At 56.7% G+C, this 17,294-nt stretch carries 16 protein-coding genes; 7 read left to right on the top strand and 9 right to left on the bottom strand.

Features of this window, described 5'->3' with window-relative positions; all coding sequences use genetic code 11:
• Positions 1–33: 33 nt before the first annotated feature.
• Positions 34–537: an ESA_00282 family adhesion-associated protein gene (locus ACOTXT_RS07995; protein ID WP_008499806.1), complete on the bottom strand. Its 504-nt coding sequence runs from the start codon at positions 535–537 to the stop codon at positions 34–36.
• A gap of 103 nt (positions 538–640) precedes the next feature.
• Between ACOTXT_RS07995 and ACOTXT_RS07990 the strand changes: the two genes are divergently transcribed.
• Together ACOTXT_RS07990 and ACOTXT_RS07985 are read left to right on the top strand one after the other, a co-directional pair.
• Positions 641–1,045, top strand: coding sequence for a hypothetical protein (locus ACOTXT_RS07990; protein WP_008499807.1), 405 nt, complete (start codon positions 641–643; stop codon positions 1,043–1,045).
• A 1-nt stretch (position 1,046) separates the two neighbouring features.
• Positions 1,047–1,496 (top strand): hypothetical protein, encoded by a 450-nt coding sequence (locus tag ACOTXT_RS07985; protein ID WP_023294557.1) that lies wholly within the window; start codon positions 1,047–1,049, stop codon positions 1,494–1,496.
• A 43-nt stretch (positions 1,497–1,539) separates the two neighbouring features.
• Here the strand turns inward: ACOTXT_RS07985 and exbD are convergent, their stop codons facing one another.
• Together exbD and exbB are read right to left on the bottom strand one after the other, a co-directional pair.
• Complete coding sequence (exbD, locus tag ACOTXT_RS07980) at positions 1,540–1,965, bottom strand: TonB system transport protein ExbD (RefSeq protein ID WP_008499809.1); 426 nt, start codon at positions 1,963–1,965, stop codon at positions 1,540–1,542.
• A 4-nt stretch (positions 1,966–1,969) separates the two neighbouring features.
• Positions 1,970–2,701, bottom strand: a complete 732-nt coding sequence (exbB, locus tag ACOTXT_RS07975) for a tol-pal system-associated acyl-CoA thioesterase (protein WP_045409516.1) — start codon at positions 2,699–2,701, stop codon at positions 1,970–1,972.
• 251 nt (positions 2,702–2,952) lie between these two features.
• Between exbB and metC the strand changes: the two genes are divergently transcribed.
• Both metC and yghB read left to right on the top strand, forming a co-directional pair.
• Positions 2,953–4,140, top strand: coding sequence for a cystathionine beta-lyase (metC, locus tag ACOTXT_RS07970; protein ID WP_023344922.1), 1,188 nt, complete (start codon positions 2,953–2,955; stop codon positions 4,138–4,140).
• Between the two features lie 143 nt (positions 4,141–4,283).
• Complete coding sequence (yghB, locus tag ACOTXT_RS07965; RefSeq protein WP_333165459.1) at positions 4,284–4,943, top strand: DedA family general envelope maintenance protein YghB; 660 nt, start codon at positions 4,284–4,286, stop codon at positions 4,941–4,943.
• A 48-nt stretch (positions 4,944–4,991) separates the two neighbouring features.
• Here the strand turns inward: yghB and ACOTXT_RS07960 are convergent, their stop codons facing one another.
• Positions 4,992–5,891, bottom strand: coding sequence for an AraC family transcriptional regulator (locus ACOTXT_RS07960; RefSeq protein ID WP_008502996.1), 900 nt, complete (start codon positions 5,889–5,891; stop codon positions 4,992–4,994).
• A gap of 194 nt (positions 5,892–6,085) precedes the next feature.
• Between ACOTXT_RS07960 and yqhD the strand changes: the two genes are divergently transcribed.
• Positions 6,086–7,249 carry an alcohol dehydrogenase gene (gene yqhD / locus ACOTXT_RS07955; RefSeq protein ID WP_008502995.1) on the top strand — a complete coding sequence of 388 codons (1,164 nt, stop codon included), beginning with the start codon at positions 6,086–6,088 and terminating at the stop codon, positions 7,247–7,249.
• A 105-nt stretch (positions 7,250–7,354) separates the two neighbouring features.
• Positions 7,355–8,182, top strand: a complete 828-nt coding sequence (gene dkgA / locus ACOTXT_RS07950) for a 2,5-didehydrogluconate reductase DkgA (protein ID WP_055322131.1) — start codon at positions 7,355–7,357, stop codon at positions 8,180–8,182.
• A 41-nt stretch (positions 8,183–8,223) separates the two neighbouring features.
• Here dkgA and ACOTXT_RS07945 read toward each other — a convergent pair whose 3' ends face one another.
• Positions 8,224–8,625, bottom strand: a complete 402-nt coding sequence (locus tag ACOTXT_RS07945) for a carboxypeptidase-like regulatory domain-containing protein (RefSeq protein ID WP_025912494.1) — start codon at positions 8,623–8,625, stop codon at positions 8,224–8,226.
• Between the two features lie 115 nt (positions 8,626–8,740).
• Complete coding sequence (locus tag ACOTXT_RS07940; RefSeq protein ID WP_023344923.1) at positions 8,741–10,915, bottom strand: YgiQ family radical SAM protein; 2,175 nt, start codon at positions 10,913–10,915, stop codon at positions 8,741–8,743.
• Between the two features lie 199 nt (positions 10,916–11,114).
• Between ACOTXT_RS07940 and ACOTXT_RS07935 the strand changes: the two genes are divergently transcribed.
• Complete coding sequence (locus tag ACOTXT_RS07935; RefSeq protein ID WP_333165464.1) at positions 11,115–12,590, top strand: TrkH family potassium uptake protein; 1,476 nt, start codon at positions 11,115–11,117, stop codon at positions 12,588–12,590.
• A 31-nt stretch (positions 12,591–12,621) separates the two neighbouring features.
• Here ACOTXT_RS07935 and ftsP read toward each other — a convergent pair whose 3' ends face one another.
• From ftsP to parC, 3 genes are all read right to left on the bottom strand, one after another.
• Positions 12,622–14,034, bottom strand: a complete 1,413-nt coding sequence (gene ftsP / locus ACOTXT_RS07930; protein ID WP_008502991.1) for a cell division protein FtsP — start codon at positions 14,032–14,034, stop codon at positions 12,622–12,624.
• A 58-nt stretch (positions 14,035–14,092) separates the two neighbouring features.
• On the bottom strand, positions 14,093–14,830 hold the full coding sequence (gene plsC, locus ACOTXT_RS07925; RefSeq protein ID WP_008502990.1) for a 1-acylglycerol-3-phosphate O-acyltransferase: 738 nt from the start codon (positions 14,828–14,830) through the stop codon (positions 14,093–14,095).
• Positions 14,831–14,993: 163 nt separating this feature from the next.
• Positions 14,994–17,252, bottom strand: a complete 2,259-nt coding sequence (parC, locus tag ACOTXT_RS07920; RefSeq protein WP_008502989.1) for a DNA topoisomerase IV subunit A — start codon at positions 17,250–17,252, stop codon at positions 14,994–14,996.
• Between the last annotated feature and the right edge of the window lie 42 nt (positions 17,253–17,294).

Genomic DNA, 17,294 nt, shown 5'->3' with positions numbered 1-17,294 from the left:
TGACTGTTTGCAATAGCTCACCAGTATGGTCACTCAGACGTTGTCGGGGTTAACCTCGGGACGGGCGTATTCCGGCCAGACCAGCACCACCAGCTCCGGGTAGGCTTCAAGGCTGAACTCACGAAAACACTGACGCAAATTTAATACGTCCAGATCGGAATAAGAGACCTTCTCGCCGTTAAGGCAGCGTTTTTTGATATTGTCATAATATTTATACACGGCTGAATTGAGATCGCTACAGCGACGCTGTGCTTCAAACAGTCCGGGCGTGTCATTAATTTCCGACATTTTCATGCGTTTAATTGTCGCGTGTAAAAAGTCGATATATTCATGGTTCACCCGCCAGTACCAGACAGGCGTAACGGAGTTCATCAATACAGAGAAATGGTCTTCCCCTTCCTCTTTTGTCATGAGTTCCGGTTGCGGCGGTTCACTGGTGTCTTTCGACACTTTCGTTTTATTGAACTCCTGCATCAATAAAAGCACACCAGCGGTCAGTAATAGTAATGTGATGACCGTAAAAAAGATGCTGTTCATGGGTAGGCTCCATTTTTTTTGATTTTAAATTTGCCTCATGATATTGTCAACGAATCTCACGCCTTTACCAACCCCACCCTGTTGAAATTAAAGGAAATTAAAAATGCTGCCCGACTATCTCGTCCCGGCTAAGTACCACATTACGCCTGTGGAACAGCAACCGACGGAAGCAGAAAAAGAGGTCAGTTTCACTCAGGGGAAAAGAAAGCTCTCTGATTTCGAGCCTGATATATTAATTGGTGTTTCCCGTACCGGCAAATCCCGTAATATGTTGCTGGAAGAGCACGATCGTCATATAAAAGACCGCTTATTTCGCGCCATAAAAATTGAAGCCTTTGTCCACCTGCTGAATGATCTGCAGGCCGAAGGTGAAATAGATGCCCAGAAACTAAGTCAAATATTGGCCGAAAAAACCAAAGAAATTAACGAAGCGGGCAATGAAATTTGGCTTAACTTAATTACGCGCGAAAAAAACAACCCAATTTTTTATAGCCTGGGGGAGGATTAACGTGAAGGAAGTTAAAAATAACGACGTTTATTTGACTTTGGATGATAAAAAAAGTGATGAATTTATCTTAAAGCAAAATCTCGACGCGCTGCGAAACACAAAAAATGACGAGATGACGCGCATTACACAGGACCTGGTATCGATCCCGGCGACGCTGGTGCGGCTGAAATGGCAGAATCGCCGTGAGATTTATCCGCTGCAGGTCAAAGAAGAAATTTACGGTGCCGTGATGAACGCCATTATGGAACAGCGGCCAGAGCTAAAAGAGAAGCTTCTGGGACGCCTTGAGGCCAACTACCAGTATCTGCTTGCCAGAGAGATCGCCACCCTGCGTCTGACGCGCAAACTGTCAGACGGCGAGTACCGTACCTCAAACGTCACCTGCGTTGCGCTTGATGAGGACGCGCTGGCAACCCCCTCTACCGCACCGACGGAAAATAAAAACGCATAAACCCAACAGGCATAAAAAAAGCCGGCTTTCGCCAGCTTCTTTATCACTTCGCGGCCGCTTTCTCTTCGCCGACCAGCCCAATCTTCAGATAACCCGCCTGATGCAGCGTGTCCATTACCTTCATCATGGTTTCATAATCCACGGTTTTATCCGCACGGAAGAAGACCGTGGTGTCTTTCTTACCGCCGGTAAGCTGATCCAGCGCCGGGATAACAGAGTCGGCCGTTACCGGGTCGTTCCCGAGGAACATCGATTTATCGGCCTTCACGGACAGATAGACAGGCTTTTCCGGGCGCGGCTGCGGCTGGCTGGACGAGGCTGGCAGATTCACCTTCACGTCCACCGTCGCCAGCGGCGCGGCCACCATGAAGATGATCAGCAGAACCAGCATGACGTCGATAAACGGCGTCACGTTGATCTCATGCATTTCGCCGTTATCGTCCAGATTTTCGTTTAGACGCATCGCCATAATATCAACCCACGCGCAGTTTGGACGCCGCGTGCACCGGCTTAACGGCGCTGGCATTCAGGTCGAGATCGCGGCTCTGCAGCAGCAGAACCTGCGCGGCAACGTCACCGAGGGTGGCTTTGTAGCTGCCAATCATCCGCGCGAAGATGTTGTAGATAACCACCGCCGGAATCGCCGCGACCAGACCAATCGCCGTTGCCAGCAGCGCTTCTGCGATACCCGGCGCAACGACCGCCAGGTTGGTGGTTTGGGTCTGCGCGATACCGATAAAGCTGTTCATGATGCCCCAAACCGTACCGAAAAGACCGATGAACGGCGAAATCGCGCCGATGGTGGCCAGATAACCATTGCCGCGCCCCATGTGTCGGCCAACCGCCGCCACGCGACGCTCCAGACGGAAACCGGTACGCTCCTTGATGCCTTCGTTATCTTCACTGCCCGCGGAGAGTTCCAGCTCGTTCTGTGCTTCATTCACGAGCAGGGCAGTCAGGCTTTTCGCGTGGAAGGATGAGGTCATATCTGAGGCCTGATCCAGAGAGCGAGCTTCAGCCAGCTGCTGCTGTTCCCGCTTGAGGCGACGCTTCTGCGAAAGCAGCTCGGCGCTCTTGCTGAAGAAGATAGCCCAGGTGACAACGGACGCCAGAATCAGGCCGATCATCACAATCTTAACCACGATGTCAGCATGCTGATACATGCCCCAAACGGAGAGATCCGCCTGCATCAAATTATTACCCACTCTGTATCTCCAGGACGCAAATCACAAAATCTGAACGTAATAATATCAAAACATCGTCGAATTGATAGTAGTTCTCATTAGTATTTGCATAGTGCCGCAATTTTCGTTCACTTTCCTTGCGCTTACGCAGTAAAAATTTCTTATGCGCTTTTTTGCTAATATTTTCTGCTTATTCGATAAGCCTGCGGGTGCAGTTTTTTCCAATCGTGGTAGTCTGGACGTCCAGACGTATAAAAACAGGGTTAGCGAACATGACAACGAAGCATCTTGATACCACGCTGGTACAGGCAGGACGCAGCAAAAAATATACTCAGGGATCGGTCAACAGCGTGATTCAACGCGCCTCCTCGCTGGTGTTTGACACCGTTGAGGAGAAAAAAAACGCCACGCGCAACCGCGCAAAAGGTGGGCTGTTTTATGGCCGTCGCGGCACGCTAACCCATTTTTCTTTACAGGAAGCGATGTGCGAGCTGGAAGGCGGCGCAGGCTGCGCGCTGTTCCCGTGCGGCGCGGCGGCGGTCGCCAACACCATTCTGGCGTTTGTGGAACAGGGCGACCATATCCTGATGACCAACACCGCCTATGAACCCAGCCAGGACTTCTGTACCAAAATCCTCAGCAAGCTCGGCGTGACGACCGGCTGGTTCGACCCGCTGATTGGTGAAGGTATTGCCGAACTTATTCAGCCAAACACGCGCATTGTGTTCCTGGAATCGCCGGGGTCTCTCACCATGGAAGTTCACGACGTGCCGGCTATCGTCAAGGCCGTGCGCAGCAAAGCGCCAGAGGCGATCATTATGATCGACAACACCTGGGCGGCAGGCGTGCTGTTCAAAGCGCTGGAATTCGACATTGATATTTCCATCCAGGCGGCGACGAAATACCTGATTGGCCACTCTGACGGCATGATTGGTACTGCGGTTTCCAACGCGCGCTGCTGGGATCAGCTGCGTGAAAACGCCTATCTGATGGGCCAGATGGTGGATGCCGACACGGCGTACATGACCAGCCGCGGAATCCGCACGCTGGGCGTTCGCCTGCGTCAGCACCACGAAAGCAGCCTGAAGGTGGCCGAATGGCTGGCGCAGCATCCGCAGGTTGAGCGCGTAAACCATCCGGCGCTGCCGGGCAGTAAGGGGCATGAATTCTGGCAACGTGACTTTACGGGCAGCAGCGGTTTGTTCTCGTTTGTGCTGAAAAAACGGCTGAATAATGACGAGCTGGCAAGCTATCTGGATAATTTTAGCCTCTTCAGCATGGCCTATTCTTGGGGCGGTTTTGAATCCCTGATCCTGGCTAACCAGCCGGAGCAGATCGCGGCCCTGCGCCCAGGTGGTGAAGTGGACTTCAGCGGTACCCTGATTCGACTGCATATCGGTTTAGAAAATGTTGACGATCTGATTGCGGATTTAGCAGCAGGGTTCGAGCGTATCGTGTAGAGTGCTGGCTGACAATGTACTCTCTGGACGCTTTTGTGGACACCGCAAGCAGAAAAGTCTGCATGAGTTGCGCCCGGGATCAAACCCGACGGGCGAATTAGGGAGTACAATAGCGCTATATCTGCTGTTCCACAGGAAAGTCCATGGCTGTTATTCAAGATATTATCGCGGCGCTCTGGCAACATGATTTTGCCGCCCTGACGGATCCTCACGTCATAGGCGTCGTCTATTTCGTGATGTTCGCAACGCTGTTTCTGGAAAATGGATTACTGCCAGCTTCGTTTTTACCCGGTGACAGTCTGCTTTTGCTTGCCGGGGCGTTGATCGGCAAAGGCGTCATGGACTTTACGCCCACGATGGTTATCCTCACTTCCGCAGCCAGCCTGGGCTGCTGGCTGAGCTATCTGCAGGGCCGCTGGCTCGGCAACACGCGCGTGGTCAAAAGCTGGCTGGCGCAGTTACCCCATAAATACCATCAGCGTGCAACCTGCATGTTTGACCGACACGGCCTGCTTGCGCTGCTGGCCGGACGTTTTCTGGCGTTCGTTCGCACCCTTCTGCCGACGATGGCGGGCATTTCCGGTTTGTCGAACCGCCGCTTCCAGTTCTTCAACTGGCTGAGCGCCCTGCTTTGGGTTGGCGTGGTGACGACATTCGGCTATGCGCTGAATATGATCCCCTTCGTGAAACACCACGAAGATCAGGTGATGACCTTCCTGATGGTGCTGCCGATGTTCCTGCTGGTGGCGGGTCTGGTGGGAACCATCGCGGTAGTGATTAAGAAGAAGTACTGCAGCGCATAATTCAACAAAGCCGGGTGGCGCTATCGCTTACCCGGCCTACGTTTTTCGTCAGGCTCCCTGCATCGTTCTTATACGTGACGCATCCTCTCCCGGCGTGACGCCGAAATAGCGCTTAAACTCCCGACTGAACTGCGACGCACTTTCATAGCCCACCCGCATCGCCGCCGCGCTGGCCTTCATGCCGTCGTGGATCATCAGCATCCGCGCCTTATGCAGCCGGTAGGTTTTGAGGTACTGCAGCGGCGAAGTGCTGGTCACCGATTTAAAGTTATGGTGAAACGCCGAGACGCTCATATTGGCTTCCGCCGCCAGCTGGTCGACGCTGAGGTTTTCGGTGTACTGGCTTTCGATACGCTTGAGCACGCGGCTTATCAGGCTGAAGTGGGTCTGTCGGCTCACCAGGGCAAGTAACGCGCCGCCGCCCGGGCCCAGCAGCACGTGGTACAGAATTTCTCGGATAATCTGCTTGCCCAGTATGCGCGCGTCCAGCGGCCTCTCCATGACGTCCAGCAGACGCTCAATGGCGCAGAGGATCTCTTCCGACAGCGTTGCCGAGTTGATCCCGCTTGAGGCCATCGAAGGCTGGAAGAGTTCATCTTCGCCAATCTCCATCAGCAGCTCCTGCAGCTGGAGGATGTCGACATTGACGCGGATCCCCGCCAGCGGAACCGCCTCTGTCGCGAAGGTTTCACATTCGAAGGGTAAAGGTACTGTCAGCAGCAGATATTCATTGGTGTCGTAGCGGAACACGCGCTCGTTGATATAGCCAATTTTATGGCCTGAAAAGAGAAAAACGATGCCCGGCTGGTACATGACCGGCGTGCGCGTTCCGGGCTGCGTGCCGTAGAGCAGGCGAATGTCCGGCAGCAGATCGCTGGCACGATTTTCATTATCTATCAATCTCTTAATCTGCGCAGTGAGCTGCTGGCAGATAGCCTCACGGTTCATCTTGCGTTACTCCGGGTGCGGTTTTCGACGTTGACAGTGTGCGTTGTTTTCCGCGCTTTCTCCAGCGCTCTGTAGAAATGGGCAAGACATCGGCAGGAATGTGCATTGAGGGCGTAGCCCCGGACGGCCACAATGAGCAGCATCAGGTCGCCCTCTGCGCACCACGGTTTTTCACCCACTAAAGGGAACGAGCAATGAACAACTTTAATCTTCACACCCCAACCCGCATTCTGTTTGGTAAAGACGCTATCGCTGACCTGCGCGCACAGATCCCTGCTGACGCCCGCGTGCTGATCACCTACGGTGGCGGCAGCGTGAAAAAAACCGGCGTGCTGGATCAGGTTTACAGCGCGCTGGACGGTCTGGACGTGCGTGAGTTTGGCGGCATAGAGCCAAACCCGTCCTACGAAACGCTGATGAACGCGGTGAAAATCGCCCGCGAAGAAAACATCACCTTCCTGCTGGCGGTCGGCGGCGGCTCCGTGCTGGACGGCACCAAATTCATCGCGGCGGCAGCGCACTATGCTGACGGCATCGATCCGTGGCACATTCTGGAAACCCGCGGAAGCGACATCAAAAGCGCCATCCCGATGGGCTCCGTGCTGACCCTCCCGGCCACCGGTTCTGAATCCAACAAGGGCGCGGTGATCTCCCGTAAAACCACCGGCGACAAGCAGGCCTTCATGAACGAACACGTTCAGCCCGTGTTCGCCATCCTGGACCCGGTTTACACCTACACCCTGCCTGCGCGTCAGGTCGCGAACGGCGTGGTCGATGCCTTTGTTCATACCGTTGAGCAGTACGTCACGTATCCGGTGAATGCCAAAATCCAGGATCGTTTTGCGGAAGGCATTCTGCTGACGCTGATTGAAGAAGGTCCGAAAGCGCTGAAAGAGCCGGAAAACTATGACGTTCGCGCCAACGTGATGTGGGCCGCCACACAGGCGCTGAATGGCCTGATCGGTGCTGGCGTGCCGCAGGACTGGGCGACCCACATGCTGGGCCACGAGCTGACGGCGATGCACGGTCTGGATCATGCGCAGACGCTGGCCGTTGTGCTGCCTGCGCTGTGGAATGAAAAACGTGATACCAAACGCGCCAAACTGCTGCAGTACGCTGAGCGCGTGTGGAACATCACCGAGGGTTCTGACGATGCGCGTATTGATGCCGCCATCGAAGCGACCCGCAGCTTCTTTGAAGGTCTGGGCGTGCCAACGCGTCTGTCTGGCTACGGTCTGGACGGCAGCTCTATCCCAGCCCTGCTGGCGAAACTCGAAGAGCATGGCATGACCCATCTGGGCGAGCACGGCGACATCACCCTGGACGTCAGCCGCCGTATTTACGAGGCGGCACGCTAAGCGTTTTTGTCCCCCCGACTTTCGTTTTTTGACATTTCGTCCAGACTTAATGCACACCCCATCGCCGGAGTCTCCCTCCGGCGATGCGCACCTGAAGGAGGAAAAATGGCAAACCAAACCGTAATCAAGCTGCAGGACGGCAACGTGATGCCCCAACTGGGGCTAGGTGTATGGAAAGCCGGTAACGACGAGGTCGTCTCCGCCATTCATAAAGCCCTGGAAGTCGGCTACCGGTCGATTGACACCGCCGCCGCGTACAAAAACGAGGACGGCGTGGGGACCGCTCTGGCCAGCGCCGGTGTCCCCCGCGATGAGTTATTCATCACCACGAAACTGTGGAATGACGATCAAAAGCGTCCCCGTGAGGCCCTGCAGGAGAGTCTGGAGAAGCTCCAGCTCGATTTCGTCGACCTTTATCTCATGCACTGGCCGGTTCCGGCCATCGACCATTACGTTGATGCCTGGAAAGGGATGATTGAACTGCAAAAAGCGGGGCTGGTGAAAAGTATCGGCGTCTGTAACTTCCAGGTTCATCACCTGCAGCGGCTGATTGACGAGACGGGCGTCGCGCCTGTGATTAACCAGATCGAGCTGCACCCGCTGTTGCAGCAGCGCCAGCTTCACGCCTGGAACGCCACGCATAAGATTCAGACCGAATCCTGGAGCCCGCTGGCTCAGGGTGGTGAAGGGGTATTCGATCAGAAAATTATCCGCGACCTGGCGGATAAATACGGCAAAACCCCGGCGCAGATCGTCATTCGCTGGCATCTGGACAACGGCCTGGTGGTGATCCCGAAATCGGTCACGCCATCGCGCATCGCCGAGAATTTCGACGTCTGGGATTTCCGTCTGGACAAAGATGAGCTGGGGGAAATTGCGAAGCTGGATAAGGGCATGCGGCTTGGGCCAGACCCGGATCAGTTTGGCGGATAATACTTAAAACGAGCCCGGTCTTCCGCCGGGCTCGTTTTAATTTATAAACCGGACTGACATCTCGCTTCTCCGGGAAGATCAGGTAATGTGCAAATAACGTTGTACGCTTTCCCTTCCAGTTTATGTGGCCCACCGAGACCGCCGCCTACTTCTGCACCATATTCCTTTCCGTTGACGCTTATCTGGAGCGGGGTGTGATAAATCCAGTCCATCGGACCTATTGGCAGAAAAAAGATCCACTCATGCTGGCTCTGAAAAGCAAAACGACCGTTGTCGTCAGAAAGCGTTTGCTCCCTCTCTAATGTTATTTTAGCGCCCGGGACTGGCTTACCTGCGCTGTCGATTAGACGTCCTTCCACTTCTGGCTGTGTCTGGCGGTGCATTACACAACCGCATAACGTAAGGCCAATCAGCATCGCTCCTGTTAACTTCCTAATTTTCATTTTGGGCCTCCTACCCTTATGCAGAAAAAAGCCGGGTGGCGGCTGCGCCTTACCCGGCCTACGCGCTGGCCTGTAGGCCCGGTAAGCGCTAGCGCCACCGGGCTTTGTTACAGGTTTAACCGATCTTACGTTTTACGGTCTTCTTCGTTCCCGCTCCACCGTTCGAACGCTGATGCACAATCGGCGTGTGCTTGGTCAGCGCCGGGCGCGTATTGCGATTCTGGCGACGCGCTTCGCGCATCTCCTCCAGCGTCGGGGCCGGTACCAGACAGTCGCGGCGCGAGCCGATCAGGTGCTTTTTGCCCATCTCTTCCAGCGCCTGGCGGATCAGCGGCCAGTTGGCCGGATCGTGGTAGCGCAGCAGCGCTTTGTGCAGACGACGCTGTTTATCCCCTTTAGGCACCACCACGTCTTCACTCTTATAACCAATCTTACTCAGCGGGTTCTTGCCGGTGTAGTACATGGTCGTCGAGTTGGCGAGCGGTGACGGATAGAAGTTCTGCACCTGATCCAGGCGGAAGCGGCGCTGCTTCAGCCACAGCGCCAGGTTCACCATGTCCTCATCACGCGTGCCCGGGTGGGCGGAGATGAAGTACGGGATCAGATACTGCTCTTTGCCCGCCTGCTTCGAGTAGGTGTCGAACAGCTGCTTAAAGCGATCGTAGCTGCCCATGCCCGGCTTCATCATCTTCGACAGCGGGCCTTCTTCGGTGTGCTCCGGCGCAATCTTGAGATAGCCACCCACGTGGTGCGTCGCCAGCTCTTTGATGTAGCGCGGATCTTCCACGGCGATGTCATAACGCACCCCGGACGCGATGAGGATCTTCTTGATGCCCTTCAGATCGCGCGCGCGGCGGTAAAGGTTGATCGTCGGCTCGTGGTTGGTGTCCATGTGCTCGCAAATGCTCGGATAGACGCAGGAGAGACGACGGCAGGTCTGCTCCGCGCGCGGTGATTTGCAGCGCAGCATATACATGTTCGCGGTTGGGCCGCCAAGATCGGAAATCACGCCGGTAAAGCCCGGCACGGAGTCGCGAATGGCTTCGATCTCATTGATGATCGAATCTTCAGAGCGGCTCTGAATAATGCGCCCTTCGTGCTCGGTAATGGAGCAGAAGGAACAGCCACCGAAGCAGCCGCGCATGATATTGATCGAGAAGCGGATCATCTCATACGCCGGGATGCGGGCGTTGCCGTACGCCGGGTGCGGCACGCGCTTGTACGGCAGCGCAAAGACGCTGTCCATCTCTTCGGTGGAGAGCGGGATCGCCGGCGGGTTGATCCAGATAAAGCGCTCGCCGTGCTTCTGCATCAGCGCGCGGGCGCAGCCCGGGTTGGTTTCATGGTGCAGAATACGGGACGCGTGCGCGTAGAGCACCTTGTCAGCTTTCACCTTCTCGTAGGACGGCAGCAGTACGTAGGTCTTTTCCCACGGCTTCGGGCGCGGCGGCTGCACGACGATCGCCTTCGCTTCCGCCTTCTTTGGCTCTACCGGTTTGTTATCGGCACACGGCAGATCGTCGCCGTACGGATGTGGGATCGGGTCGATTTTGCCCGGCATATCGATGATGCGGGAATCTACCCCGCGCCAGCCCGGCAGCGCCTCTTTCACCATAATGGCGGTATTGCGCACGTCGCGGATGCTGCTCACCGGCTCGCCCTGCGACAGGCGGTGCGCCACTTCCACCAGCGGACGCTCGCCGTTTCCGTAAATCAGCATGTCGGCCTTGGAATCCACCAGCACCGAGCGGCGCACGGTATCTGACCAGTAGTCGTAGTGTGCGGTACGGCGCAGGCTCGCCTCGATGCCGCCCAGGATCACCGGCACGTCTTTCCAGGCTTCTTTGCAGCGCTGGGTGTAGACGAGGGTTGCGCGGTCCGGACGTTTGCCCGCCACGTTATCCGGCGTGTAGGCGTCGTCATGGCGCAGCTTACGGTCGGCGGTATAGCGGTTGATCATCGAGTCCATGTTGCCAGCGGTCACGCCGAAGAACAGGTTCGGTTTACCCAGACGCATAAAGTCGTCTTTGCTGTTCCAGTCAGGCTGGGAGATGATCCCCACGCGGAAGCCCTGCGCTTCGAGCATACGGCCACAGATGGCCATGCCGAAGCTCGGGTGGTCAACGTAGGCATCGCCCGTGACCAGAATGATGTCGCAGCTGTCCCAGCCCAGTTGGTCCATCTCTTCCCGGGACATCGGCAGGAACGGCGCCGGTCCAAAGCAGGCCGCCCAGTACTGGGGCCAGGAGAAGAGGTCACGATCCGGCTGGATCAGGGAAATTGCGCTCATAATGCTTCCGAAGAAAAAATAAACAAAAGGAGCGGGATTATACGCTGTTCATCTGCCAGATTTGAAGAAAAGGATGCAGGAAGCAGGCAGATATTCACGGAAGTCGTTAAAATACGCCGCCCTGATAATTTTGGATCATAATATTCACTCTATTTTCCGGTGATTTGCCCCGGAATGCGTGTTTGTGCGGAGCTCAGTTGTGAAGCCCAACGATTCGTTACATGTCTCCCAGCTGCGGGTTGTCCTGCACCTCTGCGGTTTCCTTGTGCTGCTGTACAGCCTTTCCATGCTGCCGCCGATGGTTATCGCCCTGCTGAACAAAGAGCGGACCTACTTTGCCTTCCTGACCACTTTTTTAACCTTTTTTAGTCTCGGAGGCTTAACCTGGCGGGCAACCCGCCACGCCGGCATCCAGCTGCGCACCCGCGACGGTTTCGTGATTATCGTGCTGTTCTGGCTGCTGTTTTCATTGATTAGCGCCATGCCGCTCTGGATGGATGACGAGCTTCAGCTCTCCTTTGCTGACGCGCTCTTTGAAGGGGTTTCCGGGATCACCACTACCGGAGCGACGGTGATCGGGGACGTCAGCGCCCTGCCTAAGTCGTACCTCTATTACCGCGCTCAGCTGAATTTCATTGGCGGGTTAGGCGTCATCGTGCTGGCCGTCGCGGTCCTGCCGCTGCTGGGCATTGGCGGCATGAAGCTCTATCAGTCAGAGATGCCGGGGCCGTTCAAGGAGGAGCGTCTGACGCCCCGCCTTGCCGATACCGCGCGCACGCTGTGGGTGACCTACTTCGCGCTGGGCGTGGCCTGCACTCTGGCCTACTGGCTGGCGGGAATGTCCTTTTTTGACGCCGTCTGTCACGGGCTTTCGACCGTGTCACTGGGCGGCTTCTCCACCCGCAGCGAGAGCATTGGTTTTTATGACAGCCACGCAATCGAGCTGGTTGCCGGGGCGTTTTCGCTGCTCTCCGCGTTTAACTTCACCCTCTGGTACGTCGCCATTGTCCGACGCACCCTGAAGCCGATTCGTCGCAGCCCGGAGGTTAAATTCTTCCTGAGCGCCGCTGCGGCGATTATCCTCATCACCGCCTGGCAGGTCTGGCATGCAGGCATGTACAGCCCCACGGATAGCCTGGTGCACGCCTTCTTCCTTGCCAGTTCGATGATGACCGATAACGGCCTGTCGACCGCCGACTACGCCCAATGGCCCACCCACACCATCTTCCTGCTATTGAGCGCCAGCTTTTTTGGCGGCTGCGTAGGCTCGACCTGCGGCGGGATCAAAGCCCTGCGTTTTTTGATTATGTTCAAGCAGAGTATTCAGGAGATGAACCAGCTGGCGCATCCGCGCGCGCTGCTGAGCATTAAGGTGGGCAAAAGCGTGGTGAATGAACGCGTCCTGCGCTCGGTCTGGAGCTTCTTCTTTCTCTACGTGATGATCACGGGCTTTTTTGTCTGGGCGCTTAATCTGATGGGCTACGATCTGTTTACGTCATTCGCGACGGTCGCCGCCTGTATCAACAACATGGGGCTGGGATTTGGCGAGACGGCGTCGACGTTCGGCACGTTAACAGAAGGGGCTAAGCTGTTGATGTGCGCGGCGATGCTCTTAGGGCGTCTGGAAATTTACCCGGTGCTGATTCTGTTCTCGCGCTTTTTCTGGCGGGCATAAACCATTCCCGGCGAACCGGGAATGTCAGTGGTTATGGCGCGGGGTTGATCAGCATCTGCCCTACGGAGCCCCTGTCCATCATCTCCAGCGTCTGGCTGTGGAACAGGAACGGGAAGTGCGGCCACGAAGGCTGGCCGTAGTAGACGAGCAGTTCAACCTGACCGTCCACCCAGACGGTATCTTTCCAGCCGCGATCTTCCGGGAACGGCATCGCGCCGTTAACGTTGCGGATCAGGAAGCTTACCCCTTCAATATGGAACGACTGCGGCATATCTGAACGCACCGTCCAGCGCTCCCAGGTGCCCTGTTGCGCGGTGATGTCGATGCGGTTGACGTCCCACAGCGCACCGTTGATGCCCGGATCGTCGCCCAGGCTGATATCACGGCTGCGCACCGGGGAGCCGCTCATGATCTCCTGCGGCAGCAGGCGCATGGGCAGGCTATCGGTCACCAGCGGCAGCAGGCCGGTTGGACGCAGGGTCAGCACCAGGGTCGAGACAAGAATGCTCGACGGTTCAAAGAACCCGCGAATACGGTCAACAATGCTTGCCGCTTCGCCGCAGGTCACAGAGACTTCATCCCCGTTGGTCATATCAATGAGAATTTCGCGACGCTCACCCGGCGCGAGCGCCAGCTGTTTGACGGACACCGGTGCCGGTAAAAAACCCTGATCGCCGGAAATAACGTGCAGCGGACGGCCATCGCTCATCTGCAGCTGATAGCGGCGCGAGTTAGACGCGTTGAGCAGGCGCAGGCGCACCCAGCCACGGGACACTTCGACATACGGGCTCTGCGCGCCGTTAACCAGCAGCGTATCGCCAACGAAGCCACCGCTCCCCGGCTCGCTGTATTCCGGCGTACCGAAATTATCCAGACGTTTGTCCTGGATGATAATCGGGAAGTCATCCACGCCGTAGTGGTTCGGGATCGGCAGGGATTTGCTGACTTCATCTTCCACCAGCCACATGCCGGCCAAGCCGTTATAGACCTGCTGCGCCGTGCGGTTAGGTGTGTTGGCGTGATACCACAGGGTTGCCGCGCTCTGGCGAATCGGCAGCACGGGCGCCCAGTCGGCGCTGGGTGACATCATGCGCGCCGCGCCGCCAATCAGCGGGCCAGGCACCTGCAGGCCGCTGATGGTCATGGCGACATTTTCAGGGGTACGGTTACTGTAGATGAGCTTTACGTCATCGCCATTCCACACGCGTATGGTCGGCCCAAGGTAACGTCCGTTAATGCCCCAGACCGGCGCACGCGTCCCCTGGGTAAAGGACCAGTGGCTGCGCTGCAGCGTCAGGAAAAGCGGCTGGCCGCGACGGGATTCAATGAGTGGCGGAATAGGCAGCGGCTGTTGCTGCCCGGCGGCGCTGGCTGTCAGCGGCATCGCACCCGCACAAAGGGCGATCCCCGAAGCCTGAATAAACTGACGCCGACTGAGTGACATATAAGCTCCATCTGAAACGACTAACAACGCGGGAATTCGTTTTCCCTTCAACGCCGGGTTAGATCTTACCGGCGGCTTCTCTCTCTGCGACTTCTTTGTCGAGCAGCGCAATATGCTCAGCCATCAGATCACGGCAGTGCGCTGCCAGCTCGCGCACCTGATCTTTACCGTATTTGCTGGTATCGACGGGTGGCAGCATTTCGACAATCACCAGCCCGTTATTCAGGCGGTTAAGATTAATCTTATTCGAAGTATTGGAAACGCACACAGGAATAATTGGAACACCTGCCGCAATTGCGGCATGAAACGCACCGGTTTTAAACGGCAGCAGGCCGCGGCCGCGGCTGCGCGTCCCTTCCGGGAACATCCAGATTGAGATCCTGCGCTTTTTAAAATGATTCACCACTTCTGCAATGGTGCCGTGCGCTTTTGCACGGTTATTACGGTCAATCAGCAGGTTACCGGTAAGCCAGTACAGCTGACCAAAAAACGGGATCCACAGCAGGCTTTTTTTGCCCACCGTCACGGTCGGTGGAAGCACGATATTGGAGGCCGTCACCATATCGTAGTTGTTCTGATGGTTGGCGATATAGATGGCGTTACCGAAATTCTCCGCTCCTTCCGGCAGGCGTTTTTCAACTTTCAGACCAAACAGCGGCGCAAGACGCCCGAACATATGGCCAAAGGTGGCGACATGCTTCGGATTACGCGGGCTGAACAGGCAATAAATAGAGCCGAAAATACAGACCAGAATACAGTAGATAACGGTAAGAATAAGACGAACAATATATAGCATAGCGACCTCTGAAGCCCTGACAGCTGACAATTATACTTCACCTGTGGCCAGGTAAGGACTTTATTACGAGCGCGTATTGTTAATCGCAACGCACGAATTAACAACGATTTTACGGGAAATTTTATTGAAATTCCCCCTCCGGACAGAGGGGGATATCATGACATTACTCTTCGCTGTCACCCGCAGCGCTGCGTGCAGGAGAGTCAATCTCCACGCGGTCGATACGCTGCAGGCCGCGCATCAGCGAGCCGCGGCGACCGCGCTCGCCCACCACCTTCTGCAGCTCTTCCGGACGAAGCTTGATTTTGCGCTTGCCGACGTGAATGGTCAGCGTGCTCTGCGGCGGCAGCAGGAAGAGGTGCGCCAGGCCATCTTCGCCTTTCGCGGCCTCCGCCGACGGGATGTTGATGATCTTGTTGCCCTTGCCTTTTGACAGCTCCGGCAGATCGCTGACCGGGAACATCAGCATACGTCCGGCGGTGGTGATCGCCAGCAGCATGTCGCTTTCGTTCTCGATCACCAGCGGTGCCATTACGTGAGCGTTGTCCGGCAGGCTAATCAGCGCCTTACCGGCACGGTTGCGGGAAACCAGATCGTTAAAGGTACAGATAAAGCCGTAGCCTGCATCAGACGCCAGCAGCAGCTTCTGGTCATCGGCTTCCATCAGCATATGGTCAACCGTCGCGCCCGGCGGCAGCGTCAGCTTGCCGGTCAGCGGTTCACCCTGCCCGCGCGCGGAAGGCAGCGTGATCGGGTCAATGGCATAGCTGCGACCGGTGGAGTCGATAAACGCCACCGGCTGGTTGCTCTTGCCTTTCACCGCCGCTTTAAAACTGTCGCCCGCTTTGTAGCTGAGCCCCGGCGCGTCGATATCGTGGCCTTTGGCGCTGCGCACCCAGCCGCTCTGCGACAGGACAATGGTCACCGGCTCGGACGGCTGCATGTCGTGCTCGTTCATCGCCTTCGCTTCTTCGCGCTCGTGCAGCGGAGAACGACGGTCGTCACCAAACGCGTCGGCATCAGCCTGCAGCTCTTTCTTCAGCAGGGTGTTCATCTTGCGTTCGGACGCGAGGATCGCCTGCAGCTGATCGCGCTCTTTTTCCAGCTCGTTCTGCTCGCCGCGGATCTTCATCTCTTCCAGTTTGGCGAGATGGCGCAGCTTCAGCTCGAGGATCGCTTCGGCCTGGGTTTCGCTGATGCCAAAGCGCGACATCAGGGCGGGCTTCGGCTCGTCCTCGGTACGGATGATCTCAATCACCTCGTCGATATTGAGGAACGCCACCAGCAAACCTTCGAGGATATGCAGGCGCTTAAGCACTTTCTCCAGACGATGGTTCAGACGACGGCGTACCGTATCGCGGCGGAACGTCAGCCATTCGGTGAGGATCTCCAGCAGGTTTTTCACCGCCGGGCGTCCGTCGAGGCCGATCATGTTCAGGTTAATGCGGTAGCTTTTTTCCAGGTCGGTGGTGGCGAACAGGTGGTTCATCACCTGCTCCATGTCCACGCGGTTAGAACGCGGCACGATCACCAGACGGGTCGGGTTCTCGTGGTCAGATTCGTCACGCAGGTCGTCCACCATCGGCAGCTTTTTATTGCGCATCTGGGAGGCGATCTGCTCCAGCACTTTGGCACCGGATACCTGATGCGGCAGCGCGGTGATCACCACGGCGCCGTCTTCTTTATTCCACACCGCGCGCATGCGCACGGAGCCGCGACCGTTCTGGTAGATTTTGCGGATTTCCGCGCGCGAGGTGATGATCTCAGCTTCGGTCGGGAAGTCCGGGCCCTGCACGATATCCAGCAGATCGTCGAGCGAGGTTTTCGGCTGCTCAATCAGGGTGATGGCGGCTTTCGCCACTTCACGCAGGTTGTGCGGCGGAATGTCCGTCGCCATACCGACCGCAATCCCGGTGGTGCCGTTCAGCAGGATGTTCGGCAGACGCGCGGGCAGCATCTTCGGCTCCTGCAGCGTACCGTCGAAGTTCGGTACCCAGTCAACGGTCCCCTGACCCAGCTCGCCCAGCAGCACTTCGGCATATTTAGAGAGGCGGGATTCGGTATAACGCATCGCCGCGAAGGATTTCGGGTCGTCCGGCGCACCCCAGTTCCCCTGACCATCCACCAGCGGGTAGCGGTAAGAGAACGGCTGCGCCATCAGCACCATCGCTTCATAACAGGCGCTGTCGCCGTGCGGATGGTATTTACCCAGTACGTCACCGACGGTACGGGCGGATTTCTTGAACTTGGCGGTGGCGTTCAGCCCCAGTTCGGACATCGCATACACGATGCGGCGCTGAACGGGCTTCAGGCCATCCCCGATAAACGGCAACGCCCTGTCCATGATGACGTACATGGAGTAGTTCAGGTAGGCGTTTTCCGTGAATTCATGTAGCGCGAGGCGCTCTGCCATATCGCTCATTACGTGTGATTCCTCAACTCAGAAACCGAAGGGTTTCAGGCA

The sequence above is a fragment of the Enterobacter cloacae complex sp. IR5422 genome (genome assembly GCF_049238165.1).
Classification (GTDB): Bacteria; Pseudomonadota; Gammaproteobacteria; order Enterobacterales; family Enterobacteriaceae; genus Enterobacter; species Enterobacter roggenkampii.
Note: the sequence above shows the minus strand (reverse complement) of the source record. Positions and strands in the feature narration are given on the sequence as shown.

Bases quoted from the DNA above. Each gene is read 5' to 3' on its own strand.
- exbD (WP_008499809.1), bottom strand. From the start codon at position 1,965: ATGGCGATGCGTCTAAACGAAAATCTGGACGATAACGGCGAAATGCAT.
- dkgA (WP_055322131.1), top strand. From the start codon at position 7,355: ATGGCAAACCAAACCGTAATCAAGCTGCAGGACGGCAACGTGATGCCC.
- plsC (WP_008502990.1), bottom strand. From the start codon at position 14,830: ATGCTATATATTGTTCGTCTTATTCTTACCGTTATCTACTGTATTCTG.
- ACOTXT_RS07960 (WP_008502996.1), bottom strand. From the start codon at position 5,891: ATGAACCGTGAGGCTATCTGCCAGCAGCTCACTGCGCAGATTAAGAGA.
- parC (WP_008502989.1), bottom strand. From the start codon at position 17,252: ATGAGCGATATGGCAGAGCGCCTCGCGCTACATGAATTCACGGAAAAC.
- yqhD (WP_008502995.1), top strand. From the start codon at position 6,086: ATGAACAACTTTAATCTTCACACCCCAACCCGCATTCTGTTTGGTAAA.
- metC (WP_023344922.1), top strand. From the start codon at position 2,953: ATGACAACGAAGCATCTTGATACCACGCTGGTACAGGCAGGACGCAGC.
- ftsP (WP_008502991.1), bottom strand. From the start codon at position 14,034: ATGTCACTCAGTCGGCGTCAGTTTATTCAGGCTTCGGGGATCGCCCTT.
- ACOTXT_RS07990 (WP_008499807.1), top strand. From the start codon at position 641: ATGCTGCCCGACTATCTCGTCCCGGCTAAGTACCACATTACGCCTGTG.
- yghB (WP_333165459.1), top strand. From the start codon at position 4,284: ATGGCTGTTATTCAAGATATTATCGCGGCGCTCTGGCAACATGATTTT.
- ACOTXT_RS07945 (WP_025912494.1), bottom strand. From the start codon at position 8,625: ATGAAAATTAGGAAGTTAACAGGAGCGATGCTGATTGGCCTTACGTTA.
- ACOTXT_RS07995 (WP_008499806.1), bottom strand. From the start codon at position 537: ATGAACAGCATCTTTTTTACGGTCATCACATTACTATTACTGACCGCT.
- ACOTXT_RS07940 (WP_023344923.1), bottom strand. From the start codon at position 10,915: ATGAGCGCAATTTCCCTGATCCAGCCGGATCGTGACCTCTTCTCCTGG.